General features: G+C 53.4%; 21 protein-coding genes. 9 read left to right on the top strand and 12 right to left on the bottom strand.

The genetic code is table 11. The annotated features are described in order from the left end of the window. The first annotated feature begins 81 nt into the window (after window positions 1-81). Complete coding sequence (locus AWM70_RS20635; RefSeq protein WP_237167769.1) at window positions 82-1371, top strand: MBOAT family O-acyltransferase; 1290 nt, start codon at window positions 82-84, stop codon at window positions 1369-1371. 35 nt (window positions 1372-1406) lie between these two features. Then, complete coding sequence (locus AWM70_RS20630) at window positions 1407-2843, top strand: stalk domain-containing protein (RefSeq protein ID WP_068699603.1); 1437 nt, start codon at window positions 1407-1409, stop codon at window positions 2841-2843. A gap of 121 nt (window positions 2844-2964) precedes the next feature. On the opposite strand, the gene AWM70_RS20625 is transcribed toward AWM70_RS20630, so the two are convergent. Next, window positions 2965-3453 (bottom strand): hypothetical protein, encoded by a 489-nt coding sequence (locus AWM70_RS20625; protein WP_068699601.1) that lies wholly within the window; start codon window positions 3451-3453, stop codon window positions 2965-2967. Window positions 3454-3456: 3 nt separating this feature from the next. Continuing rightward, on the bottom strand, window positions 3457-4014 hold the full coding sequence (locus AWM70_RS20620; protein ID WP_068699599.1) for an NAD(P)H-dependent oxidoreductase: 558 nt from the start codon (window positions 4012-4014) through the stop codon (window positions 3457-3459). A 210-nt stretch (window positions 4015-4224) separates the two neighbouring features. On the opposite strand from AWM70_RS20620, the gene AWM70_RS20615 reads away from it, so the two are divergent. The 6 genes from AWM70_RS20615 (at window position 4225) to AWM70_RS20595 (ending at window position 9522) form a co-directional block, all read left to right on the top strand. Then, the gene (locus AWM70_RS20615) at window positions 4225-4860 is read left to right on the top strand and encodes an HlyD family secretion protein (protein WP_068699597.1); all 636 of its coding nucleotides are present in this window, start codon (window positions 4225-4227) and stop codon (window positions 4858-4860) included. A 9-nt stretch (window positions 4861-4869) separates the two neighbouring features. Continuing rightward, entirely contained in the window at window positions 4870-6444 is a 1575-nt protein-coding gene (locus AWM70_RS20610) for a DHA2 family efflux MFS transporter permease subunit (RefSeq protein ID WP_083180459.1), read from the top strand. 203 nt (window positions 6445-6647) lie between these two features. Beyond that, window positions 6648-7109 (top strand): RrF2 family transcriptional regulator, encoded by a 462-nt coding sequence (locus AWM70_RS23175; RefSeq protein ID WP_068699595.1) that lies wholly within the window; start codon window positions 6648-6650, stop codon window positions 7107-7109. 4 nt (window positions 7110-7113) lie between these two features. Continuing rightward, window positions 7114-7758, top strand: a complete 645-nt coding sequence (locus tag AWM70_RS20600; RefSeq protein ID WP_068699593.1) for a nitroreductase family protein — start codon at window positions 7114-7116, stop codon at window positions 7756-7758. 458 nt (window positions 7759-8216) lie between these two features. Next, window positions 8217-8372, top strand: a complete 156-nt coding sequence (locus tag AWM70_RS23580) for a hypothetical protein (RefSeq protein ID WP_169823484.1) — start codon at window positions 8217-8219, stop codon at window positions 8370-8372. A 124-nt stretch (window positions 8373-8496) separates the two neighbouring features. Then, window positions 8497-9522 (top strand): ABC transporter substrate-binding protein, encoded by a 1026-nt coding sequence (locus tag AWM70_RS20595; RefSeq protein WP_083180457.1) that lies wholly within the window; start codon window positions 8497-8499, stop codon window positions 9520-9522. Between the two features lie 275 nt (window positions 9523-9797). Here AWM70_RS20595 and AWM70_RS20590 read toward each other — a convergent pair whose 3' ends face one another. The 4 genes from AWM70_RS20590 to AWM70_RS20575 all read right to left on the bottom strand — a co-directional run bounded on the left by AWM70_RS20590 (window position 9798) and on the right by AWM70_RS20575 (window position 13789). Beyond that, window positions 9798-11879 carry a serine hydrolase domain-containing protein gene (locus AWM70_RS20590; protein WP_068699591.1) on the bottom strand — a complete coding sequence of 694 codons (2082 nt, stop codon included), beginning with the start codon at window positions 11877-11879 and terminating at the stop codon, window positions 9798-9800. 147 nt (window positions 11880-12026) lie between these two features. Next, the gene (locus AWM70_RS23575; protein ID WP_169823483.1) at window positions 12027-12212 is read right to left on the bottom strand and encodes a hypothetical protein; all 186 of its coding nucleotides are present in this window, start codon (window positions 12210-12212) and stop codon (window positions 12027-12029) included. 130 nt (window positions 12213-12342) lie between these two features. After that, entirely contained in the window at window positions 12343-12633 is a 291-nt protein-coding gene (locus AWM70_RS24235) for a hypothetical protein (RefSeq protein ID WP_068699587.1), read from the bottom strand. Between the two features lie 145 nt (window positions 12634-12778). Beyond that, a complete protein-coding gene (locus AWM70_RS20575; protein WP_068699585.1) occupies window positions 12779-13789 on the bottom strand; it encodes a LacI family DNA-binding transcriptional regulator in 1011 nt (336 codons plus the stop codon). On the opposite strand from AWM70_RS20575, the gene AWM70_RS24145 reads away from it, so the two are divergent. After that, window positions 13788-13922, top strand: a complete 135-nt coding sequence (locus tag AWM70_RS24145) for a hypothetical protein (RefSeq protein ID WP_257784534.1) — start codon at window positions 13788-13790, stop codon at window positions 13920-13922. The genes AWM70_RS20575 and AWM70_RS24145 overlap by 2 nt on opposite strands. Before the next feature lie 61 nt (window positions 13923-13983). Here AWM70_RS24145 and cydC read toward each other — a convergent pair whose 3' ends face one another. From cydC to AWM70_RS20545, 6 genes are all read right to left on the bottom strand, one after another. After that, the gene (gene cydC, locus AWM70_RS20570; protein ID WP_068699584.1) at window positions 13984-15741 is read right to left on the bottom strand and encodes a thiol reductant ABC exporter subunit CydC; all 1758 of its coding nucleotides are present in this window, start codon (window positions 15739-15741) and stop codon (window positions 13984-13986) included. Continuing rightward, window positions 15738-17561, bottom strand: a complete 1824-nt coding sequence (gene cydD, locus AWM70_RS20565; RefSeq protein ID WP_068699583.1) for a thiol reductant ABC exporter subunit CydD — start codon at window positions 17559-17561, stop codon at window positions 15738-15740. The genes cydC and cydD overlap by 4 nt, the downstream gene beginning before the upstream one ends. Window positions 17562-17585: 24 nt before the next feature. Then, complete coding sequence (gene cydB / locus AWM70_RS20560; RefSeq protein ID WP_068699582.1) at window positions 17586-18602, bottom strand: cytochrome d ubiquinol oxidase subunit II; 1017 nt, start codon at window positions 18600-18602, stop codon at window positions 17586-17588. Continuing rightward, window positions 18589-19995 (bottom strand): cytochrome ubiquinol oxidase subunit I, encoded by a 1407-nt coding sequence (locus tag AWM70_RS20555; RefSeq protein WP_068699580.1) that lies wholly within the window; start codon window positions 19993-19995, stop codon window positions 18589-18591. The genes cydB and AWM70_RS20555 overlap by 14 nt, the downstream gene beginning before the upstream one ends. Window positions 19996-20602: 607 nt before the next feature. Further along, complete coding sequence (gene ade / locus AWM70_RS20550; RefSeq protein ID WP_068700917.1) at window positions 20603-22432, bottom strand: adenine deaminase; 1830 nt, start codon at window positions 22430-22432, stop codon at window positions 20603-20605. A gap of 210 nt (window positions 22433-22642) precedes the next feature. Continuing rightward, complete coding sequence (locus tag AWM70_RS20545) at window positions 22643-24637, bottom strand: S9 family peptidase (protein WP_068699578.1); 1995 nt, start codon at window positions 24635-24637, stop codon at window positions 22643-22645. Window positions 24638-25050: the final 413 nt, after the last annotated feature.

Below are 25050 nucleotides of genomic sequence, written 5' to 3'. Positions count from 1 at the left end.
TTTCGAAAATTACCCCTTAACGACAGTGAATATGCTATCGCTTCTTCTCTGAAACGGAATTATGCAAAACACTCAAGTAAATTGTGGCTCGCGCTCAGCTCCCTGTTTTTCTACTGCTGGTGGGATGTTCGTTACCTGCCGCTGCTGCTTGGTTCCATTGCCTTTAACTATGTGATGGGACGGACGATCAGCCATTTGGGGGAGCCCGGTGACAAACCACGGAGAACAGCGCTGTTCATTGCCATTACCGTCAATGTCCTGCTGCTGGGCTATTACAAGTATGCGGATTTCTTCCTGACGAACGCCAATGCGCTGCTGAATCAGGACATGCCGCTTCTGCATATCGTTTTACCGCTCGGGATCAGCTTTTTTACCTTTACCCAAATTGCTTATCTGGTCGATGCCTACCGCGGTACGGCCAAAGAATACAACATTGTCAGTTATGTTTTGTTTGTGACCTTCTATCCCCATTTAATTGCGGGTCCAATTCTGCATCATAAAGAGATGATGCCCCAGTTCGATCGCCTGCGCGGGAAGCGTTTCGATTACAGCAACGCGGCCAAAGGTTTGTTTCTCTTCTCGGTCGGCTTATTTAAGAAGGTGGTCATCGCCGACTCCTTCTCGCCGATTGCTGCCAACGGCTTCGACACCATGACCCAGCTGAACTTCGTCCAGGCCTGGACAACTTCGCTGGCTTATACGGTCCAGCTGTACTATGATTTCAGCGGTTACTCCGATATGGCGATCGGGATCGCGCTGCTGTTTAATATCAAGCTGCCTATCAACTTTAATTCGCCTTATAAGTCCGTCAGCATCCAGGATTTCTGGCGCCGCTGGCATATGACACTGAGCCGCTTCCTGCGGGATTACATCTATATTCCGCTTGGCGGCAGCCGTAAAGGAACTGCACGCACCCATATTAATTCGATGCTTACCATGCTGATCGGCGGCTTGTGGCACGGAGCCGGCTGGACCTTTGTCTTCTGGGGATTTCTGCATGGCTTCGCCCAATTCATCCACCGGATGTGGCAGAAGACCGGCATTCAGATGCCCAAATGGCTAGCCTGGTTTATCACTTTCCAGTTTATTAACTTCGCGTGGGTATTCTTCCGCGCTACAAGCTGGGATGACGCCATCAAGGTGCTGAAGGGCATGATCGGCCTGAACGGGATCGGCCTTTCTACGCTCGACAAAACCACTGTTTTGTGGCTGGCTGTCTTCATTCTTGTCGCGCTGCTGTTCCGCAACTCCATGCAGATGGTGGAGCGCTTCAAGCCGGGCTGGTTCAGCGCTGCCTTCGCAGCCGCCCTGTTCGTGTTCTCTGTCGTTTATTTCAATAAAATCAGCGAGTTCCTTTATTTCAGCTTCTAAAATCCGGCCGGACCGGTATGTAAGGAGATTACAAAGTGAGATACAAAAAAGTGAAACACAAACTGTTTTTAGTTCAGTTTCTAGGATTTATTCTGCTGTTTGCTCTTCTGGTAGGCTCTTTTGTAGTCATTGTTGACCCGCTGCAGTTCTACCGGAAAGCTACCTTCTACACGCCGACATATTCCTGGCAGGAGCGTTACCAAAATCCGGGGCTGGCCCGAAATTATCACTATGATACGATCGTGCTTGGCAGCTCGATGACAGAGAACTTCCTGCCCTCCGAAGTAGGGGAGAAGCTTCACGGCTCGGTGCTCAAGCTGTCCATTGAAGGCTCTACGGCAAGAGAGCAGAACTTAACCGCCAAAGTTGCTTTTGGCACAGGTCAAGTTAAGCAGGTGCTGTGGGGACTGGATTATTTTGCGTTTCGCGGTAACCATGTCAGTGACCAGGGAGACTTTCCGTATTATTTATATGACAACAACATACTGAACGATTACAAATATATTTTCAACGAATCCAATATTACGAGCGCATACGAAGCCTTGAAGCACTCCAAAGCGCGCGCGGCTACGCACCCCTCCCTGGAGAAGCTGAACAACTGGGACCGGAGCGTGAAATACGGCCGCGACCCGGTCATCAAGAACTGGGAGTTTGCCCGCTATAACGAATCGGCTTACGGCGATAATGAAGATCCGCTGGAATCGGTGAAACAAAGCTTCAACGACAACGTGCTGCAGCTGGTCAAGGAGCATCCGGAGACGACCTTTTATTTCTATTATCCGCCTTACTCCATTTTGCGGCAGCAGGTCTGGTATACTACAAACCCGCAGCGCTATGCCAACCAGCTCGAGATGAAGCGTTATATGTACGAGCAGCTCAGTTCATTTGACAATGTCAGCATCCATGAATTCCAGACAGACAAAGAGATTACGTATACACTCGATAATTACAAAGATATGTCCCACCACTCGGGCGCAATCAACTCTCTAATTGTCGACGAGATTGCAAAGGGCACCCATCAGGTTACCGCAGACAATCTGGAGCAGGAAATCCACAACCTGAAACGTCAGGCGGAAAATGTAGTGATCAACAAGGATGACGGAACCGTCTACTCGCTGGATCTCAAGATTAACGGCGAGGAACGGAGCTTCGGGTTTATCCCGCCTTCCACCGGCGATACGCTGATGGCTCCTTTGAAGAAGTTCGCTGAACTGCTCGGTACAAGCTTCGATTATGATCAGGCCAGCCAAACTCTGACGCTGAAATATGGCGAAGATACGGCCGTACTCACCAAGGGATCAGACGAAGCCCAAGTGAATGGTCAAACGGTCAAACTTGCAGCGCCTGTCGATCAGATCGCAGGCACGATGGCCGCTCCGTTGGAATCCATTCCGGCGTTGTTCGGGGGAAAGGCGGAGGTCGGAGAACTGTCCGATTATATGCGGAGCGTGGAGATTACGATGCCTCAATAACGTTTTGCCAACCTTTCCTTATCTAAAAAATAGAAACCCGCAGAGAACGTTCTATTCTCTGCGGGTTTGTTCATTTGAACCTTTTCCAGGCTACAAGAAACTTATTTGCCTATAAATCCCCCTACTCTTTGCGGCGCATGGCCCGAAGAGCATCCCGGTAAGCTTCGTCAGCGCTTTTGATGTTCTGAACTAAAGGATCGTCCCCCGATTGTCGCCCTTCTCCGCCTTCTTCTGCCGCGAACCTTCTTAACGCATCACGATACTGCGCGTCCAGACTGCCTTGGCGGGCTGCCTTTAAATCCGCGCCGGCCGAGGTCACCGGCGGATGATCAACTTCAATTGCGCCTACAGCTGCAGCGTTATCCAGTGAAGCCGGATCAAAGGAGTCCGGATTCAAGCCGGGCTCTGCCGGCACAACCGCTTCCGGAGCTAAAGCGGCTTCTTCGGCCGGGGAATCGGCGGATCCGGCAGCCGGGGAATCAGCTCCAGCAATGCCGCCGCTTGCTTCACCTGCCCCCGAGGTTCCGCTATTCCTTCTGGAATTACGTACATTAAAGATGATTAGAAATAGAATTCCCAATATAACGAGGATGATGAACCCGTAAATCATGTTCTACCTCCCTCCCTGCTCCCTACCCCGCAGCAAGGTTGCGGCCAGCTCGGCTACTCGCAAGCCGAGCGCGCGGCCAAGGCTTAAATCCTGCTCGCTTGGTTCACTAGGCGGGCCTTCTGGCGTTTCTTCCACCGGACAGGTAATGCCTACCCCGTAATAAGAACCGTAAAGCGCATTCTCCCGGATAGTGCCCGGCAGCCCTGTAATGATCATCCCCTGGTGAAGCATGGGCACAATCAGGTTGAGCAGCGTGGACTCAAGGCCGCCATGCACGGTGGCCGTCGTGCAGAATACTGCCCCGACCTTGTCCACCAGTCCGCCGGTTGCCCATAGATATCCAAGTTTGTCTATCCACTCCTTCAATCCGTCGCTGATCGTGCCGAAATGACCCGGACAGCCCCAAATAATGGCATCCTGATCCGCAAGATCATGTACGGAAGCCTCATTTACATGATGCAGAGCCACCTTGGCTCCCGCCTCCTGAGCCCCCTGCGCAATGGCTTTGGCCAGCATCTCCGTATGGCCGCTGTCGCTGTCATACACTACATATACATTCATCAGTGTCTCTCCTTATTCTTCAGGTTTCTGGTTGATTTCAACCTGCTGCATAGTCTGGATGCTGATTGCTGAGCCTTCTTGTTTTCATTATTGATGTCCAAACCGCTCATAAATATTAGTATCCTTTCGAGCGGATAAGCGGCCCTGCTTTCGGAGAAACTCTCCACAAACCACAAATACCGAAATCAGTAAGGGAGATGAAACATTGCCATGAGCTCGAAGGCCATATTAATCAATGTAATCGTCATTATCGTTATATTGGTTGGTGCCGGCGCAGGAATTTATTACTATAACCAGTCCACCAGTTATGTAAAAACCAATAATGCCCAGGTAACCGGCCAGGCAGTTAACTTGGTGTCTCCTGCCGCCGGGCAGTTGAAGCAATGGACGGGCCAGGTCGGCAAAGATTTGACTGCCGGGCAAAAAATCGGCTCCATAACCGGCGGGGGAACGACAGTAGACGTCACTATGCCTGCGGCCGGTACCATCGTGCAAAGCACAGCGACGGAAGGTTCTTTGGTGTCAGCGGGAACCGTGCTGGGCCGGGCCTATGATTTTAACAACCTTTGGATCAACGCTAATATTGAGGAGACCCGAATCAGCGACATCAAAATTGGACAGACCGTCGATGTCTACGTAGACGCTTTTCCGGGGACGACCTTGACCGGTCGGATCAACTCCATTGGTTTGGCTACGGCAGGCACCTTCTCCCTGCTCCCGGCCTCCAACAGCAATGCCAACTATACGAAAGTCACTCAGGTTATTCCGGTCGTGATCACGATTGAGGGATACAAAGGGCTGGGAATCGTTCCGGGAATGAATGCCTCCGTCCGCGTGCACATTTAGGGGGCATTTATGGCACAAATCTCAATGGGCAAAACGCTGTCGGTTTTGATGCTTGGAGCTTTTATCTCCATCCTGAACCAGACGCTGCTGAACGTGGCGATCCCGCACCTGATGACCGACTTTAATGTCTCCGCGACAACGGTGCAGTGGCTGTCCACAGCCTATATGCTGGTTAACGGCGTGCTGATTCCGATTACGGCGTTCCTGATCGAATCCTTCGGGACGAGAATGCTGTTTATCTGCTCCATGCTGCTGTTCGGCATCGGCTCGATCATCTGCGCTGTCAGTCCAACCTTCAGCATCATCCTGATCGGCCGGATCATTCAGGCCAGCGGTGCCGGCATCATCATGCCAGTTGTCATGAACGTGTTCCTGACGGTATTCCCGCCTGAGAAAAGGGGCGCCGCTATGGGCACCATGGGCATTGCCATGATGTTTGCTCCTGCGATTGGGCCTACGCTTTCGGGCTGGATTGTGGAGCACTATACGTGGCGAATCTTGTTTATCATGGTCATCCCGCTGACCGCTCTGGATATTCTGCTCGCTTTTGCCTGGCTGCGCAACGTATCCAAGCTGTCCTCCCCCAAATTCGACACGCTTGGCACCGTCTTCTCCACAATCGGGTTTGGTGCGCTGCTGTATGGCTTCAGCTCCGCCGGCAGCGATGGCTGGACAAGCACCACCGTTGTGCTGTCCCTGATTATAGGCGGACTGTTTATTTTATTGTTTGTCATTCGAGAACTCGGCTTGGAGAAACCAATGCTCGAATTCCGGGTGTTCAAATATGACATTTTTACGATCTCAACGCTGGTCGGCGCAACCGTCAACATGGTCATGTTCGGCGGCATGCTGCTGCTTCCGCTTTACCTGCAGAATATCCGGAGCTTTACGCCGCTGCAGTCCGGGCTGCTGCTGCTGCCCGGCGCCATTCTGATGGGCATCATGTCGCCGATTTCGGGCCGTATCTTTGACCGGATCGGCGCAAGACCGCTGGCTGTCATCGGCCTGATGATCACGGCCGTGACCACGTATGAGTTCAGCAAGCTGACCGCGGAGACAAGCTACGGATCCATTATGACGCTGTATACGATCCGAAGCTTCGGCATGTCCCTGCTGATGATGTCCGTCCAGACGGAAGGCTTAAACCAGCTGCCAAGGCATCTCGGCAGCCACGGAACCGCCATGTCCAATACGGTCCGGCAGATCGCCGGCTCCATCGGCACGGCTCTGCTTGTTACGATTATGACGACTCGCTCAACGGTTCATATGGGGAATTTCAGCAATACGCTGACTTCAAATAACCCTTCAGCCGTACAAAACCTGAATGAGCTGGGTCAAGCATTGTCCGCTATGGGCGGACTTCCTCAGGAAACCGCACAAGCAACGGCTGCCCAGACCTTATACAGCCTGGCTGTTCGCGATTCCTCCATAGAGGGAATCAATGATGCGTTTATCGTAGCGACATGGATTGCTATCGGCGGACTATTCTTCTCGCTGTTCCTGCGCCGAAGCGTCAAATGGAAGCCGCCAAAGGTTGTCCAGAAGGAAGTCAAACCTGCACCGGCCCCTCCAGCGGCCGAATAAATGATTCCACCCGGAAGGCCTCTGCCGCACAAGCCTGCTTGTGTCTGCAGGGGTCTTTTTTGCTGAAGGAACAAAACCAGAACAAGATACAGCGAAAATGCCCACTGGAGACGTACTTTAATTTCCCTATAAACTGTGCTTGCATATCTCACAGATTGCAGATATACTTACTTCGTACAGAAGCACGGGAGAGGAGACCAACGATGTTTGAGGCTGAACAATGCAAGTCACCCAATTTCAAATGGTTTGGTTTAGCCCTCCAGGCGCTTGTTGTATTATCCCGGCTTGGTGAAGAACCTTATCCCAGCCATGCCATTGCCAAATCGATTGGTTCTGAAGCGACGCTGATCCGCAGAATTTTATCCCAACTGGCGTTAGGCGGTATTTTAGAGACCCGCGAAGGCCGGGTTGGCGGTTATCTTCTGAAGCGGTCTCCGGAGCAGATCACTCTGGATGAGGTTTATCTGGCTTTGGAGGGGAAAGATCTCCATTGGGGTGCGATGCTGGAAACGGTAGGTCATTGCGAGTTCCAAGACGATCTGAAGGGTTCTTTCTCGGAGATTATCGGGAGAATCAACAGCAGTATGCTGGACATCTTGAAAGACTACACCATTGCGGATTTGATTCAAAGCTGTACAAATAGAGAACAAATTAATGGAGGATGAGACCATGAGCAACCAACTTCAGGAGACACAGAATCTGACTACCATTCTGAAAGAAAGACGTTCTGTTCGTCATTATGATTCGAGCGTTAAAATTCCCCGGGAAGAGCTTCAGGAGATGCTGCAGCTGGCCCTTACGGCCCCTTCGTCTTCCAATATGCAGCCTTGGCGGTTTCTGATTATTGATGACCAGGAGCTGAAGGAGAAGCTGCTTCCTATCGCTTACAACCAGCAGCAGGTGGTCGAGGCTTCCGCCGTTATTGCCGTGCTTGTAGACATGAGATCTTACGACAAAGCTTCGGAAATTTACCATCGCACAGCTGAATTCGGCATTATGAGCGAAGAAATCCGCGATAAAATGATTGAAAATTCCGTCAAAATGTACGGCAGCTTGCCGCAGGAGGTTCTTCGCCGGATCAACACCTTTGATGCCGGGCTGATTTCGATGCAGCTGATGCTGATTGCCCGTTCCATGGGATATGATACCGTTCCAATGGGCGGCTATAACGCCGAGCAGTTCAAGGAAGCTTTCGAGGTTCCGAATACTTATGAGCCTGCGCTTCTGATCGCGGTCGGCAAAGCCGCGGAAGCCGGACATCCAAGCTCCCGTCTTACGCTGGACGAAGTTGCTTTCTGGAATTCTTTCAAGTAATAGACCGTTCTAATAGGACGAATAACGCGAACCTATGGAACTGTTCCTGCCGATGGCAGGGGCAGTTCTTTTTTACAGGCGGCATGTGCTCTGTTTGTCCCCCTTCATTCTTTTTCCTGTTCCTTCAGTTTGGTTTGGTCATCACCGGGAGCTGGTGGATCCTGGACAGTTTGGATTATTGTCGATTTGTTTCTGATTCCCCGCATGATTCGCGAATGGAATGACAGAACCGAGCAGGAGCTGATTCGCGAGCTCCTTACGTTCTGCCGTCCGCCCCACCCTCCGAATTGACGGGAGCAGAAATGCAGGCTTTTTTTGCCATGTGCGCAAAGAGGCTTTTTATTTTCTGATGCCGATCCGGCAGAGCATACAATGTCGCCATTAAGGGTAAACATGAAATAGAACCGGTTTAAAGAAAGGCCATTGAATGGAATAATAACAGTTAAGGGGAGATCCTAGTGAAAGTGATCATTACGCAAAGCGAAGCGATGGATAAAGGCATTTGGCCGCAAGTGATGCAGTGGTTCGGAATCGGCAACGAAGATGATACCTGGCCGACTGAAGAATTTATTCTGACTGAAGAGCAGGCAAGGGAAGCCGGATTGCTTAAATAAGTTGGGTTTGGTCACATCAGCTTGGTCACGGTCCCTCTCAAAATTGAATTGACAACGATAGTGATAATCATTATCATTTAAGTCAATGAGACAACTATATTGCTAAACTATGGGGGATTAGAGAATGTTGAATGTGTTTAAGAAAAAGACCGGCAGAACCGGTTTTGTCCTGCTCAGCCTGTTGATCCTGACACTCGTGCTGTCGGCCTGCGGCAGCAGCGCTGCGAACAACAGCGCAAGCAGCAGCAATACAAGCAATGCTGCCGCTTCTACGGAGCCAAGCGATTCCACAGCGCCTAGCGAAGCAGCAGAACGGACGATTAAAGATGCAATGGGCCATGATGTCAAAATTCCTGCTAACCCGCAAAGGGTGCTGGCTTCCTATCTGGAGGACCACCTGGTTGCACTTGGTGTGAAGCCGGTTGCTCAATGGTCCGTTGCTGACGGAAAAAGCATTCAGGACTATCTCCAGTCCTCTCTGTCCGGCGTGCCGACCATCGCTTACGATCTGCCGCCTGAGCAAGTGGCAAGCTTCAATCCGGATCTGATCATTATCGACTCTGAATCAGCGGTTGAGAAAGGCCTGTACGAGCAGTATTCCGCAATCGCCCCAACTTATGTATTGGGCGATGCCGTGCGCAACGACTGGCGCAAATCGCTCACTACAATCGGCGATCTGCTGGGCAAGTCAGCTGAAGCTGAAAAGGTGCTTGCCGATTACGACCAGAAAGCCGCAGACACGAAATCCACATTGGAAGCTGCCGGCCTAAGCGGACAGTCCGCAGCCGTGCTGTGGATTACACAGAAGGCCGTTTATACGGTTAAAGACAGCGTAGCCAGCGGCAATGTGCTTTATCACGATCTTGGCTTCTCTGAGCCAAGCCTTGTAACGGATATTTCCAAGGCAGCCCAGGCGGACTGGAACCCGGTGCCTGTAGAGCAGCTGTCCAAGCTGGATGCCGATCATATCTTTGTGATGAACAGCGACGGCCCCGATTCCGAGACGATCAAAAGCCCGATCTGGCAGGGCCTGAAAGCCGTCAAGAACGGCAATGTGCATGAAATCAGCGCTTCCGGAGGCTGGATGTACAAAGGCGCCGTCGCCGGCGGTCAGATCATGGATGATGTGCTCAGCAATCTCGTGAAATAAGGATTTCGATTGATAGAGCCGATTATACAAAAAAGCTGTTCCCACCGTTAAGCGGCCGGACAGCTTTTTTGTCGGCTGGCGGTTGTTTGCCGTTGGCTGCAAAGCTCGAGAACAGCTTTCATTCTGTTTTTGGCAATGGAAACGGAGGAACATTACTCGCCTACTTGTCCTCCATTACATAATTTCTTTTTGACATGTAAAAAACAGGGGGAACGCTCGCAGATTTGTGGCGAGGTTCCCCTATTTTTTGAGCTAAAATAAAATATGAGCACTATTTATGAATTCAGGAAAATCCGGAAAGTCTTACCCGGATCGCCGATAAACACGATTTTTCCGTTCTCTGGCAGCTCCACTCGGTTGTTCCCGCTGACCACCGAGAAATTCACGCAAGTCCCGGCAGCATCGTAGACCGCAAAGGCCGCTTGGGCCGGCAACTCGACGGTCATGGTTTTTCCGGCCGCTTGGGCCGGAACGCTGAACCAGCGTGCCTGCTCCGTCGGACGCAAGGTCACCGAGGACTTCTTGCCGGGATACAGCTCTTTGATTTGATCGCCGTTCAAGTATAGGGACCCGGCGGTCTCCAAATATTCGCTTCCGGCTTGGGTAAAGAAACGGAATTCCGCTGAATCGCGGCTGCCCGTAACGGGAACCGCATGTTTGCCCATCAACGAATCGGGACCCGTAATTTGTTTGTCCATCACGTAGCCGGGCAAGCTGTCGGTGCGAGTGATTTGGTAAATGGGCAGCGTCATAAAGTAAGCCAATGAGCTGTATTTCTCCGATACCAGGAAATAGGATTTCCCGTCGCGCTGCTTCCAGGCTGCTTCAACGTCTGGAGTAATCGCGTTCGCCTCCAGCTTCTCCGCAGAATACAGATTTACCGCCAGTTGTCCCAACTCGGGAACGGAGGCATATTGTCTTTCCCAGAGATAGGTGCGGCCGTTCTTCTCCTTCACGAAAGCGACCTTCAAGGTGCCGTCTTCGCTGACGAATGTTCCGTCCTTCGTATAGATCAGCTTTGGAAGTCCTAAGGATTGACCGGGCGCGAACGGGGAAGTCACGTTGATTTCACCATTAGCCACGTCGATGCGGATCAATTGATTCGTCGCCCCATAGAATCCGCTGTATTTTGTCAGTTCTTCCGGCATGTCGGCTTTTTCCGGTGTGCCGAAGCTCTTGGCCGGTTTCCGTTCCTTAATCGTGCCTTTGTCCTGTAGCACTTGGAGCAACAGCTCGTTCGCGAGAAGCTCATTCAGTGAGCTGGAACCGCCGGAGGAGAGGACGGCTGCGGCCAGGTTCTGTTCCGGCAAAACAACGAGCTCAGCATGGTACATCATTGTGTCCCCGCCTTTGGCCAACGCCTTGATGCCGTACTCGCTGAAAGGAAACAGCTTCACGCTATCCCAGCCAAGCCCGTAATCAACGCTGTTGTCGGCGTCCTGCGGCCATAGGCCCCTTTTATATTCCGGCTGCGCCATTGCGTTCACCGCTTGTGGGGATAGAATGTCTTTGGCTTCGCCCGTAAACAATCCGGCGAATTTCACCAAGTCCTCGGCGGTCGAGTAGATGCCGCCCGTTCCAATAACATTCACGGTCTCATTTGGCAGTTGCTCCGGGACTCCCGGCGCGTAAAGCGCGGCCATTTTGCTGACATCCAGATTGTCCTGCGAGGTCAGCGTGTGTTTCAAGCCTAGCGGCCCGGTGAATTCCTGATGGATATAGGCGGTAAAATCCATGCCGCTGACGCGCTCAACCAAAATTTCCGCCAGTGTAAATCCGTCGTTGCTGTAAACCGAATACGCCCCCGGGTCCGCTTTCAGGGATTGTTGGGCCAGTTGGTCCAGCAGCGTATCATGTGCGTAAGTATCGTTATCCTTAAATAAAAAGGCATTAGCGAGGCTGGATCCCTCGAGTCCAGAGGAATGATTAAGCAGCATGCGCGGCGTGATTTGCTTATATCGTTCGTCCTTCATCTTAAACTCCGCTATATAATTCACCAAAGGCGAATCGAGGTTGATTTTGCCTTGATCAACCAGTTTCATGACAGCGGCAGTTGTAAACATCTTACTGGTCGAGCCGATGCCGTACATCGTTTCGGAGGTCAGCGGGATGTTCCCGGCGGCATCGTTCTTCCCCGCCTCACCGGAAGCGATGATCTTGCCGTTGTCCACCATGGCGTACTGGACGCTGGTTGCTCCGTAGGTACCGGTGAGCAGCGCGGCCTTTGCGGCAGCGATTTCCTTCAGTCCCTGCGGTGCGGTGTTCGCTGGCGGCGCCTCGGCTGCCATGACACCGGTTGGCATCAAGAAGGTAAAAGCGAGAATGATGGCGAGATACACGTTTCGTTTTTTCTTCAATAAGAACCCCCCCTAAATTTTGATCTATTCCTAGTACGTTAAGAAAGGAAGAAAGGGTTCATGTTTCCGGAAAATGATGGAAGAAAGACCGCCCGGGACAATACACCTGTTAAACGACCGCTTCTTTCCACCATTTCCGCTTTTGGCTCATCGGCAATCCTCCTGTGCACCTGTCCCCTGAGTCCCCAATTCCGTTACCAGCCGTCCGGCAAACCTCGGAAAGGTTTTGGCCCCGAACGATACGTTTCTGATTTTGTCGATAAATACGTTGTCCCCTTCAAACCGGCACGTGACCGTATCAACATAAGGCGTTTCGATCCAGCGCCAGACCATCCGCAGCGTTTGCACATCCGGCCACTACGCGGCGGCATAGACGGCTTCGCGGAAGCAATCACGGCCGGAAGCCTGGCCTCGCGCAGCGCAAGCAGCAGCTCCCGGATGCCGGGATAGGCGTCGGCCGGGGTCAGGCGGTCCAACAGGAGACGATGGGCGGCGACTCCTCCATATTTATGACCGACAAGCTGGCCGTGATGGTTACAGGACGCTGGATCAAAGGCGACCTGGACAAATCCGATGTACAGTACGGTTCGGCTTCCCCGATGTAAGGCTCCGCCGCCGCCGAACGAAGCCCCATGTACCCGTTGCCGAGCGACATGACGGCTTCGGCTTTGCCCAGCGCCAGTGGCTGGAACTCCACCTCGGAGAACACCCAATTCTTTAATTCGTCTGACCGGGTCTCGTTGTAGCTAAGCATGGTATACTCCCTTTCCTGACAAACTTTATCTAATTTTGAAAGCGTAACCTAAATCGTTTTCAAAACGGATTAAAAAAGACCCGAAAACGATTTCGATTCCAGTAAAAAAATAAAGGCGTTACAATCGAAAACGTTTTCGGGGTTATTATTGCACTTTTACAGTCTCCCTGTCAATAATTTCGAACGGAAGAATTTTATGATACCCGGCCGTGCGGTTCTCCAGCATTTTGACGACCTGCTCAAAGGCGGTATAGCCGATCTTCGAAAAATCCTGTCTGACCGTTGAAAGCTTCGGCGTCGTATAGCTGGACAGCACGATATCGTCAAATCCCATAATCGAAAGGTCCTCGGGAATACGGACGTTCAGCTCCCGGCAGCGGCTCATAAATCCGATCGCCATCAGGTCGCTGGCAATAAAAACAGCCGTGAGCTCCGGGTGCTCCCGCAGATAAGACTCGGCCGCACCATATGCGTCCTCTTCGCTGAAGTTCGCTTCGATCACCCGGTTCGGATTAAAACGCAAACCGGCTGCTTCGATCGCTTCCCGGTAGCCTTGCAGGCGCTGCACGCTGACCGCGGCGAAGCTGTGCCCGTTAATCATGCCGATCTCCTGGTGCCCTTTGCCGATCAGATACTCCACCGCCTGTCTGGCCGCCCCCACATTGTCGGTAATGACCGATCCCGCATGAGGACCTGCAATCTCGGCATCCACCACCACACATGGAAATTCGCTGTTGACCAGCTCATCGAAATAAGGGTCCGTCGTCCGAAGACCCGACATCACGACGCCTGCGATTTTGTTCTCCTTGCAAAACTGCCAATAGGACTTGTCCTGCTGCTCCGACAGGCTCCGCGTATAAATGACCACTTCATAGTGATAGTGCTGCGCTGCCGCGTATACGCCGTTCATGATCTGGAACATGACGCCGTCCTTGCCGTTGGTCTGCTCGAAGTTGGAGATGATAAGAGCAATCGTTTTGGTAACCTTGCGCTTCAGGTTTTTGGCCAGCATATTGGGAAAATAATTTAATTCCTGCGCGGCCTGCATCACTTTCCGTTTAGTGGCTTCGCTCACATCCGCATAGCCGTTAAGCGTCTTAGACACGGCCGAAATGGAGACGTTCGCCCGCTTCGCTACATCTTTGATTGATACCATGGCTTCACCACAACATTTCTTTAACATTCTTTGGATTTCTTTGGATACAAATACTATTGTAGCGGTTACCGGCAAAATAGCAATCCTGCGCGCCATTGCGGAGGGCGGGCTGAAAGGCAAAGTAATGCCGTGAACACGAAGTAGCACCGGGAGATCAGTCCGGTGCCTCGTTTGGATGCTGCGATGCCGGCCCTTCATTTCGGCCGGTCCAGCCGGTATAAATGGCGATATCGTTCATGGTTGGCCATCAACTCATCGTGGGTGCCTCTCATTTCGATACCTCCCTGATTCATAAAAATAATTTCATCCATCTGGCGGGCAAAGGTGAGATGGTGCGTCACCCAGATCAGCGTTTTGCCTTTAGCCGCCTCCAGGACGGTCGCCATCAGCTCCCGTTCCGTCTTGGGATCAAGGCCAATGGTCGGCTCATCCAAAATAAGGACGGGCGTGTTCTGCAGCAAGACGCGGGCCAGCGCGACACGCTGGCGTTCCCCGCCGGAGAACCGCTGTCCGGTTTCGTGCATCGGCGTATCGAGGCCTGCAGACAGCGAGGAGATCAGCCCGCCCAGCCGGGCCGACTCGGCGGCCGCGGCGATTTGCTCGTCGGTGGCCGAAAGTTGGCCAAGCCGGATATTGTTGCCCACCGTCGTGTCGAACAAATGCGGGCTTTGGTTGAGCACCGCCGCATAATCGGGCATGTGCGGCGCGAGCTCCGCTGCCGGTATGCCATTTAGAGCGACTTCTCCCGCACTCGGTTCAAGCGCTCCGAGGATCAGCTTAAGCAGCGTTGATTTGCCCGCGCCGCTGCGGCCGATCACGGCAATCCGTTTGCCCTGCGGCAGCTCCAGGTTCACATGGGAAACCGAGGGTTGTTCGCCTTCGCTATAGGTGAAAGAGACGTTTTGGAGCGAAATGTGAACCTGAGCGGGCGGCGGCATGTCCGGGTCCGAGGATGCTGCGGACGGAGAGGCAGGCCGGACGGCTGTTCGGTTAAGGCCGCTGGTCTCTGTGATCCGGTTTAATCTTGCTACCGCGTCCTGGTATTGCGGAATCCGCTCCACGGCTTCGGAAATCGGCAGAAAGGCATCCATCAGCGGAAAAATAACCAGCACAAACGCGGCGATCAACGTAACGTTAATGCGGCCGTTCGCGTATTCCTGCCCGGACCAATACAGCGTAATCACTACGGCCAGGCCGACTGCGAGCTGGCCGATCAACGTCCGCAGCCGGGCCCAGCTGCGCAAAGAACGTTCGATCCGGGTCACGCGGGTCTCGGCTTCTTCATAGCTGTCCGCAAAAGCGGCGGCACGTCCGCTGATGACCCAATCGCCGATGCCCATCACCGCATCGGTCAGCTTCTGGTAAAGCCCGCTGCGCTGTTCCTTTAGCTGTTTGTGTTTCGTCCGGGTCAGCCGGTAGGAGATATAAGGCAGCACGGCGATCAGAACCAACAGATAAATCGCAGCCAGCGCTGCGAAGCCGAGACTGAAGCGGCCGGCAAAAACAACGGCCAGAACGTACATGACCACGGCGGCTGCCGCCGGAAAAATCGTCCGGATATACACGTTCTGCAAATTTTCGATATCCTCCGCCAATACGCCAAGGATGTCCCCCGTTTTTTGACGAGAACGAATAAATAAAGCTTGAGGTTCTAGCAGCTTATACAGCTTGACCCGCATTTTCGACAAAATGCGCAGCACAGCGTCGTGGCCGGTCAGCCGCTCGACGTAATGAATCACCGCCCGAGCAATCCCGAAGGTGCGGACGCCGACGATCGGAACATAAACGAGCAGGATGTTTTCCGGTCTGAGCGCGGACTTCGAAATCAGAAAGCCGGAGGTGAACATCAGCATGGCCGCCGACGCCAGCGTCAGGATGCCGAGCAGCACGATCAGCGCAAACCGCCAGAAATAGGCGCGAAAAAAAGGTTTAAACCACGTTTCCCCGTTCATGCCAATGCCTCCCTTTCCGCATTTACCAGTCCGTAATAAACGCCCTTGCGGGCCATCAGCTCTTCATGGGTACCCATTTCCGCCAGCCTGCCCTGCTCCAGCACCAGGATCCGGTCCATCTCCCGCATCCAGTGCAGGCGATGGGTCGCCAGCAGCACCAGCTTGCCTGCAAACATAGGCAGCATCGTTGCCTTCAGCTCATATTCGGTTTCGATATCGAGGTGAGCCGTCGGTTCGTCCAGAAGCATCACGGGACGGCTGCACAAAAAAGACCTCGCCAGCGCGACCCGCTGCTCCTGACCGCCGCTCAGCGGACGCCCCCCTCCGCCGACCAGCGTTGCCAATCCTTGCGGCAGGCTATGAAGCAGCTCTTCCAGCCCGGCCGCTTGAACCGCCCGCCGGATGTCCGCTTCCGAAGCGTCCGGCGCGTAAAAAGCGATGTTCTCAGCGAGCGTTCCGCTGAACAGAAATGGCCGCTGCGGGATGTACGTTATCAGACTCCGCCATTCGGGCACGGCCAAGTTGTCCATCTCCATCCCGTCAATCCTAAAAGTCCCGGCGTTTGGTTTCAGGAAACCACCGATTACGTCGATCAAGGTGGACTTGCCTGCCCCGCTCTCCCCGATAATGCCGATTCGGCCCGTTCCCGGCAAGGTAGCGGTGATGCCGGCAAGGGAGTCCTTGTCGCCTTCCCCGTGGCTTACGGTGAGGCCGGACATTTTTAAAACGCTTGAGGGGGTCCAAAGAATCTGTCCCGGGGTTTGGTTCTTCATGTTTCGGTCGGGCATCGGTTCAACGGCATTTCCGGGCTGAGCTGCCAAAGGCGCGCCGGTTTGGCCAGCCTTCATAGTCCTATGTGAACCAGCGGTCTCGGGGTCGTCGGTCCCGGCAATAATCGCGCGGATCGTTTCACCCGCTTCTTTGCCGTCCATCGTCGCATGAAAATCCGCGCCGACCATACGCACCGGCAGAAAATATTCCGGCGCGAGGATCAGAACCGTCAGCGCTGGCAGCAGGGTAAGGCGCCCGTCAATCAGACGGAGCCCCAGGCTCACCGCCACCGACGCCACTGACAGCATCGTGAAGAAATCCAGGGCGAACGAGGACATAAAAGCTACCCGCAGCGTTCTCATTGTAGCTGAGCGGTAGGAGTCGCTGACTTTCTCGATGGAGCGGACATGGCCTTTGCTCCGGCCTAAATATTTCAGCGTCTCCAGCCCGCGCAGCGAATCCACAAAGTGGTTGGACAATACGCGGTACGTGCCGATCTGCCGCTCCGTCTGCCGACGCGCGGCCAGCCCCACCAGAATCATAAAGACGATCAGAATCGGCATCGTAATAATCAAAATCAGGCCCGACATGACATCCTGTGTAAACACGAACAACAAAACCAGGACAGGTGTCATTCCCGTGGCCAGCATGCGCGGCAGGAACAACTCCAGATAGGTTTTATACTTGGAAATGCCGTCCAGCACCAGGGTGACCAGCTTGCCTGTGCCCTCCCGGGAGGCAAAACGGGGACCCAGCCCAAACAGCTTGCCAACAAACGCCTTGCGCAGCTCGCTCCCGGTCCGCTCGGCAAAACGGTAGGCCAGCCGCTGCTGCAGCAGGTTCGTCAGCTGCCGGACCGTAAAACCAAGCAGGAACAATACGAGGCTGCCGTATTGTTCCTGCAGGGATTCGCCGTTAAACAGGCCGGTGACGGCATCCGCCAGCCACTTGGCCTGCATAATTACGGCAAGGGTATGAATGAACGTCAGCGCGGCCATGAACGCCATAACCGTCCGAATTCCTTTTAACTTCAGCAAGTTTTTGTCCATGTCCGTTCATTCCTGTCTCAATGATTAATATTCCAGATGCGATTTCTCGTGCACCCGTTTGTGGAAGACGAAATAACTCCAGATCTGATAACCGAGCACGAACGGCAGCAGCGACACAGCTACGATCGTCATGACCTTCAGCGAATAATGGCCCGAGGCCGCATTATGAATCGTCAGGTTGAAAGCCGTATCGATCGAACTGATCATCACATTCGGGAACAGCCCAGCGAACACGCCGACAATCGCCAAAGCGATAACCGCGCCGGTCATCCCGAAAGCCCAGCCGTCCCGTTCACGGCTCAGGAAATAACCGGCCAGCAGGAAAGCGGCCAGTCCCAACAAAGCCAACACGCTTAATACGGCGCCATGCGCTTCAAAGATATCCGTTGCAAAATAAGTGGCAATGCCGGTCAGGGCCAGCAGGGCCGCGAGCGGATACAGCATTTGTTTGGCCAGCTTGCGCGCTTTGTTCTGGAGTTCTCCCTCCGTACGGAGTACCGTGAACAGAAGGCCGTGCACAAAACAAAGCACCGTAACGGTAATGCCGCCCACCAGCGTATACCAGTTCACCATGTCGAACAGTCCGGCTCTCATCTCCATTTGCCCGTCGATCGGCAGGCCTTTCATAAAGCCGGCGAAGACGACGCCCAGCAGGAATGGAGGCAGCAGGCTGCCGATGAAAATGCAGACGTCCCACGTTTTTTTCCAGCGGTCGTCCTGCACCTTGCCCCGGAATTCGAAAGCGACCCCTCTGGCGATCAGCGCCAGCAGAAGCACAACTAGAGGTGTATAGTAGCCGCTGAACATCGTGGCGTACCAGTTCGGGAAAGCGGCGAATATGGCGCCGCCCGCCGTCAGCAGCCACACTTCATTGCCGTCCCAAAACGGGCCGATCGCGTTGATCAACACGCGGCGTTCCGTATCGTTTTTGGCAAGAATGCCTGTAGCCATGCCAACCCCGAAATCAAAGCCCTCGAGGAAAAAGAAACCGATGAACAGCACCGCCACCAAAATAAACCAAAGCTCATTAAGAGACAGCATGATACCCCTCCTTGCCGAATGGATCTGTGGAATGTTCGTCGTCGGAATGGTCTTTGGCGTATGGACCTTGTTTGATCACTTTCACCCAAAGGAACACCATCACGACGGCCAGCACGGTATAAATTGCGCAGAAGGCGATAATCGAGAACAGCAGCTGGCCTGCGGTCACGTTAGGCGACACGGAGTCGGCGGTGGTCATCAGCCCGAATACCGTCCAAGGCTGGCGGCCGAATTCCGTCATGATCCAGCCTGAAGTATTCGCGATATAAGGCAGCGAAATGCCAAACAGCATCAAACGCAGGTAACCTTTGTTCGGGCGGTCCATTTTTTTGCGCATCCACAGGTACAAGCCGTAAGCAGCAAACAAAATCATGAGCGAACCTGCTGCCACCATGATGCGGAAGCTCCAGAAGGTCGTGCGCACCGGCGGGATGTAGTTGCCTTCGCCGTATTTTTGCGTATACTCGGCCTGCAGTTCGTTCATGCCTTTGACTTCCCCGTTCAGTTTGCTGTAGGAAAGGAAGCTGAGCAGGTAAGGAATTTTGATCTCGAATTTATTTTCTTTGGTCTTCGGGTCAATCGCCGCAACGACCGTCCATGGGGCAGGATCGCCGCTTTTGCCCCAGAGGCCTTCGGAAGCTGCCATCTTCATCGGCTGGGTCTCTACCAGGTACTGGGCCTGCTGATGACCGAAGATTGCGGTCAGGAAAGAGGACAACAAAGCCACGATGACTGCGATTTTAAAAGAGCTTTTAAAGAAAGCATAATCTTTTTTCTTGAGCATTTTGTACGCGCTGATGCCGCAGATCAGGAAAGAGCCAGTGGCCAGCGCACCAAGGACGGTATGTGGAAATTCCACCCACAGCTGCCCGTTGGCGATCAGGGCGAAAAAGTCATTCATCTCCGCGCGGCCGTTGTTGACTTCAAAGCCTACCGGATGCTGCATAAACGAGTTGGCCGCCAGAATCCAAAGCGCGGACAACGTCGTCCCCAGGCAGACAAGCCAGATGCTGAGCAGGTGGACTTTCTTGGACAACCGGTCCCAGCCGAAAATCCAAATTCCCATAAAGGTCGACTCCAGAAAAAACGCGGCCAGCGCTTCAATCGCAAGCGGTGCGCCAAAGACGTCTCCGACGAACCGGGAATAATCGGACCAGTTCATGCCAAACTGGAACTCCTGCAGGATGCCTGTTACGACTCCGACTGCAAAGTTGATGAGGAACAGCTTGCCCCAGAACTTTGCCATTGTTTTGTACACTTCTTTGCCTTTGACGACATACATCGTCTCCATGACCGCGATCATAAACACCAACCCGATCGACATCGGCACGAAGAAGAAATGGAAGATGGTCGTCGCAGCAAACTGGATGCGTGCAAGCACTAACGGATCCATGGATCATACTCTCCTTTGAACGATAAGAATGGGAGGCAGGCTGCCTCTCTTGCTTGGAAAACTCACTGTTCTTATCATGGCAGTTCTTCAAAGGGGGTATTGTGATAAATGTCACAATAGAAAACGGAAATTTATAAAATTTGTGACCATAATCACAACTTTCGTCGAAATTGCACACAAATCAGGCAAAACCACAAGCGATTTCAAACTTTTTTTGCCTCAAAGCTCATTGACAGATTCGTTTTGTGATCTGCCTCACAACGTTCAATTTTGAAGGAATTTTATAGCCCAAACGGGCTATGCGGGGGATTCGGGATTCCAGTATGATGGAACATGTACCGATTATGAGGTTCGTACTGATAAGGAAGAAGATAAAGAAGGAGTGAAGATTCGACATGATGATTCTTATGTCTGCTTTGGTGGCTGTCAGCTTCATAGTAATTGGCATTTTCTGCGGAAAGATATTCAAAGAAGAAGATCAACTCGAACAACAAACGCACTAAACCTTAAATGCAAGCCATATCACATATTAACTATATATGAAACAATATAGATAACCGCCGCCTTTCCACATTAGGAAAGATCGGCGGTTTTGTTGTTCTGTCTTCTATAACTCCACGTCCGTAAGCCGGAAGGTCGTTACATCGACCAGGCCGCGGTTCGAGATGCGCAGATCCGGAATAACAGGCAGCGCGATCAGAGAGAAGGTCATAAATGGAGCATGAATTGTGCAGCCAAGCTCCTTCCAGCCCGCTTCAAGCCCACGAACCTCTTCCACCACCTGGTCCAGCGGTTTGTCGGACATCAGTCCGGCTACCGGCATTTCGACCAGGCCCAGCACTTTGCCGTCCTTGACGGCAATCATGCCGCCGCCGCATTCCGCCAGCTTGGAGGCGGCAAATACCATGTCCGCTTCATTTGTGCCCATGACGAGCAGGTTATGACTGTCGTGCGCTACGGTTGAAGCAACGGCACCTTCTTTCAACCCGAAGCCTTTGGCGAACGCAAGGGAAATATCACCCGAGCCTTTGTGCCGTTCAATGCAGGCGAGCAGCAGGACATCCTGCTGCGGGTCCGGCTGGATGTAACCGTCCTTCACCGTTAACTCAGCTGTCGCCGAGGCCGTCCGGGCGCTGTTCTCAATCACTTGAATCACCTTCACCCGGGTTGTTCCTACAACCGAAGTGCCGCCTGCTCCTGCCCCTGCTCCAGCAGTTGTCCGTTTGCTGCGCAGTCGAAAGTCCTCCGGCCGCAGCTTCCGGGCCAGCTGTACCGACTGCCGGGCTTTCTCCGGATAAACATAAGACGGGAACGGAATGACGATGCGCCCCTGCCGAGCAACAACGGCTCCATCGGCAATGACAAGCGAAGGAACCATTTGCTGCAAGTCATCAACGAGCAGGATGTCCGCACATTTTCCCGGTGAGATGGCCCCGAGGTCCCGTTCCATATTAAAGTATCTCGCCGTATTAATCGTAGCCATCTGAATGGCCGTTACCGGGTCTACCCCTTCCTCAACGGCCCGGCGCACGACATGGTTGATATGTCCTTTATCGACCAGGGTCTGCGGATAGACGTCGTCCGTCACCAGCGTAATATTGCCTGTAGGCGCATGATCCTCCGTGACCACCTTGATCACTTCCTTCACGTCCTGCCAGGCCGAGCCCTCGCGGATCATCAAATTCATGCCTAACCGCACGCGGGCGAGCCCCTGTTCCCGGGTAACCGTTTCGTGGTCGGACGTTACCCCCGAAGCGATATAAGCCTGCAGCATCTGCTGATCGTCACTTGGAAAATGACCGGTAACCGTCTTGCCCGCCCTGATCGTTGCCTCGATTTCGCCTTTCATCTTCGGGTCATCATAAACAACGCCAGGGAAATTCATCACCTCACCCAGTCCTGCAACCCCTTCCCAGCGCAGCCCGGCTTCGATGTCTTCCACCTCCAGAGAGGCGCCGGCATCCTCCAGACCTTCCGCAGCCGGCACGCAGGAGGGATAGGTGGTAAATACCTTCAGCGGAACCCCCTGCCCCTCCTCATGCATCCAGGCTACCCCTTCATTCCCGAATACATTGGCGATTTCATGGGGGTCCATGAATACAGCCGTCGTGCCTTTGGCCAGCGCGGCCTTTGCAAATTCGGTGACCGTCATCATCGTGCTCTCGACGTGCATATGTCCGTCGATCAGTCCCGGAACCAGAAAGCGCCCCTCAGCGTCTACCAGCTTCGTATCCGGTCCGATCGTATGCCCGGCCTTTCCGACGAAAGCCACCCTTCCGCCTGCAACGGCGATATCGGTGTGCTCCAGCAGTTCACCGGAATACACATTGACCAGGGTGCCATTCTGAACCACCAGATCCGCTTTCTCCCGGCCAAGGGCTACTTTCGCCAATCTGCCGCTGACCTCGTACAGCTCCTGCCTGCGTTTTGTCTCCATCGCCATTCCTCGTTTCTGCTCGTTATTTTGACAAATTATATAGCAACCATCCGCAAAGTCAATGGTGTGCAAGAGCCTTTTCAAGCTTGAAAACGCTGTCCCTGCTCCAAAAATAAAGAAGCTGCCGGAAGACGCCCGGCAGTTTCACATTCATCAGGAACTTCGCTTGAGACTGATCTCCTCCAAGCGGACTTTACTTTTCCATTTTATTTATATTGATACGTTCTCCAGGTATTGATTAAACCATCCGGCAATCCGGTTCAGTCTCTCCACCCGCAGAATAGGGCGGCCTGTCCGTGACAAGTCATGACTGGCGCCCGGGAATCGGACGAGTTCTGCCGTTTTGCCAAGGCGTCTGAGCGCCGTAAAGAGCTGCTCGCCCTGCTCGATTGGACAACGCAAATCCTCTTCGCCATGCAGAATAAGCAGCGGGGTCTCGACCTGCTGAACATAAGCCAGCGGGGAATGTTTCCAAAGCATTTCGGTATGCTCCCAAGGATTGCCTCCGCCGATCTCCATTTCCGTGAAGAAGTAACCGATATCGCTGACGCCGTAGAAGGAAATCCAGTTGGAAATGGAACGCTGCGTGACGGCGGCCTTGAAACGGTTCGTGTGTCCCACGATCCAGTTGGTCATAAATCCGCCGTAGCTGCCCCCTGTTACGACCCAGCGGTTCTCATCTATAAAAGAATATTGCTGCGTCGCATAATCCGTAAGCTCCATCAGATCCTGATAATCACGGCCGCCGTAATCGCCCCGGCAGGCATCAACAAACAGCTGGCCATAGCCATGGCTGCCTCTAGGATTGCTGTAAACAACCGCGTAGCCTTGAGAGGCCAGCAGCTGGAACTCATGCATAAAGGTGTGCGCGTACATGGCATGTGGGCCGCCATGGATCTCCAGTACCGCCGGATATTTGCCGCCTTCCGCGAAGCCCGCCGGCTTCATGATCCAGCCCTGAACCTGCTCGCCATCGGAGGCCTCAAACCAGAAGTTTTCCGGCTCGCTCAATTCCAGCCCGGACAGCAGTTCCTTGTTCAGCTCCGTAAGGCGTGTCTCCTCCCCCGTCACCGGGTCGAGACGGAACAGATCTCCCGGCTGCAGAGCATCTGCGGCGGCAATAATAAAGGTTCCCGAAGCCGGATCTGCCGCGAACCCGAATAGATCGCGTTCCCCTTGCGTTACAGCTTCCGGGGCACGGCTGCCGTCCAGGGCAAAGCTGTACAGGTGTACACTGCCTTTAGTCGTAACAAGCGTGTAGACCTGTTTCCCGTCAGGGCTGAACACAGGTTTATAGAAGGCGCCGCCCCGCATATCGCTTACTGCCGCCGCTGAAATCATCAGATCAAGCCCAGCGGTTACACAGGCGACTTTCCCGCCGGCGGCCGGCATCCGGTAGAGCTGAACCAGTGTAGCGTTGCTGTAGGAAAGATCGTCGCCCAGGAAGAGAAGCTCCTGACCATCCGGTGAATAAACAACCTGATGAATATCATATTGCGAAGACGTTAACCGGCGCGGCGAGCCGCCTTCCACCGCTAACTCAAACAGATCATTCGTCAGTTCCAGATCTGGGTCTGCCTGGGGATCGTCAAGGATTACGGCCGTAAAAGCCAGCTTGCCCCCATCCGGGGAACAGGCGAAGCTGCCGACATCAAAGCTGCCCTCTGTCAGCTGGCGGATCACTCCATCCTCCAGGCCGATGCGGTGCAGATGACGGTAACGGCCGTCCCATTCGCCGCTGCCGTCGAATTTCGGTTGGGTCCGCTTGCTGACGACAACCCGGTTAGGTTTGTCTTCGGCTTTGACCTCTTCCGGTCCCCCCACAGGCTGTTTGAAGAACAAGGACCGGCTGTCGGCCGACCAGACGAAACCTTCCACACCGTGAGGCGCTTGGGTCAGTACGGCGGCTTCGCCCCCGGCCTGCGGCATCACCCAGATTTGCGGATGATCCTTATATTTTCGGATAAAAGCGAGCTTGGTTCCGTCCGGCGACCAGACCGGAGCGCCATCCGTTTCTCCGGAGGTATAAACCTGATCGCGGCCTTCCTTGTCCAGCTTGCGGAAATGCGTCAGGTAACCTGTCCGCTCCTGATTGACTTTCTTGACCCCGTACACCACTTCTCCGGTTACAGGATTTACGCTTAACCCCGCAACCCATTTCAATTCATATAAATCCTCTGAAGTAACCCTGCGTTTTACCGTCATCCTAACCATCGCCTCCTATGTAATATATATGTCAGATTATAAGATCAAAACCTGTCCCGGATCCCCGGTAAAGTTATATCTATCTTATTCCCCTGCTGTAGGAGGCGTCAACCTAAGCGGAATAAGGACGTTTACGTCTTTTAAAGCCGGCAGCGAATAATCCTTGTCGATTCCTTTTGTAGAAAATAAATGAATTGCCTGGATTCGTATGCTACTATAACTTCATATACAGGCATTTATATGTTAGTTTATCTAACAATATTAGAAAAGCTGATTAACAACCCGGGTTTCGGATCGTTCACGTTCGGCTACAGCCAGGAGCTCCTCGCTGCAGTTCCCCGTTTCACTTTGCCTGTTGCTCCCCGGCAACGGCAGTTCTCCCCGCATTCTCCCCACAGAAGCAAAAAAGATCA

The sequence above is a fragment of the Paenibacillus yonginensis genome (genome assembly GCF_001685395.1).
Classification (GTDB): Bacteria; Bacillota; Bacilli; order Paenibacillales; family Paenibacillaceae; genus Fontibacillus; species Fontibacillus yonginensis.
This window is presented reverse-complemented; position numbering and strand designations above follow the sequence as displayed.

Bases quoted from the DNA above. Each gene is read 5' to 3' on its own strand.
- AWM70_RS20625 (WP_068699601.1), bottom strand. From the start codon at position 3,453: ATGATTTACGGGTTCATCATCCTCGTTATATTGGGAATTCTATTTCTA.
- AWM70_RS20620 (WP_068699599.1), bottom strand. From the start codon at position 4,014: ATGAATGTATATGTAGTGTATGACAGCGACAGCGGCCATACGGAGATG.
- AWM70_RS20615 (WP_068699597.1), top strand. From the start codon at position 4,225: ATGAGCTCGAAGGCCATATTAATCAATGTAATCGTCATTATCGTTATA.
- AWM70_RS20610 (WP_083180459.1), top strand. From the start codon at position 4,870: ATGGCACAAATCTCAATGGGCAAAACGCTGTCGGTTTTGATGCTTGGA.
- AWM70_RS23175 (WP_068699595.1), top strand. From the start codon at position 6,648: ATGTTTGAGGCTGAACAATGCAAGTCACCCAATTTCAAATGGTTTGGT.
- AWM70_RS20600 (WP_068699593.1), top strand. From the start codon at position 7,114: ATGAGCAACCAACTTCAGGAGACACAGAATCTGACTACCATTCTGAAA.
- AWM70_RS20595 (WP_083180457.1), top strand. From the start codon at position 8,497: ATGTTGAATGTGTTTAAGAAAAAGACCGGCAGAACCGGTTTTGTCCTG.
- AWM70_RS23575 (WP_169823483.1), bottom strand. From the start codon at position 12,212: ATGGTCTGGCGCTGGATCGAAACGCCTTATGTTGATACGGTCACGTGC.
- AWM70_RS24235 (WP_068699587.1), bottom strand. From the start codon at position 12,633: ATGCTTAGCTACAACGAGACCCGGTCAGACGAATTAAAGAATTGGGTG.
- AWM70_RS24145 (WP_257784534.1), top strand. From the start codon at position 13,788: ATGGCTTCACCACAACATTTCTTTAACATTCTTTGGATTTCTTTGGAT.
- AWM70_RS20575 (WP_068699585.1), bottom strand. From the start codon at position 13,789: ATGGTATCAATCAAAGATGTAGCGAAGCGGGCGAACGTCTCCATTTCG.
- cydC (WP_068699584.1), bottom strand. From the start codon at position 15,741: ATGAACGGGGAAACGTGGTTTAAACCTTTTTTTCGCGCCTATTTCTGG.
- cydD (WP_068699583.1), bottom strand. From the start codon at position 17,561: ATGGACAAAAACTTGCTGAAGTTAAAAGGAATTCGGACGGTTATGGCG.
- cydB (WP_068699582.1), bottom strand. From the start codon at position 18,602: ATGCTGTCTCTTAATGAGCTTTGGTTTATTTTGGTGGCGGTGCTGTTC.
- AWM70_RS20555 (WP_068699580.1), bottom strand. From the start codon at position 19,995: ATGGATCCGTTAGTGCTTGCACGCATCCAGTTTGCTGCGACGACCATC.
- ade (WP_068700917.1), bottom strand. From the start codon at position 22,432: ATGGAGACAAAACGCAGGCAGGAGCTGTACGAGGTCAGCGGCAGATTG.
- AWM70_RS20545 (WP_068699578.1), bottom strand. From the start codon at position 24,637: ATGACGGTAAAACGCAGGGTTACTTCAGAGGATTTATATGAATTGAAA.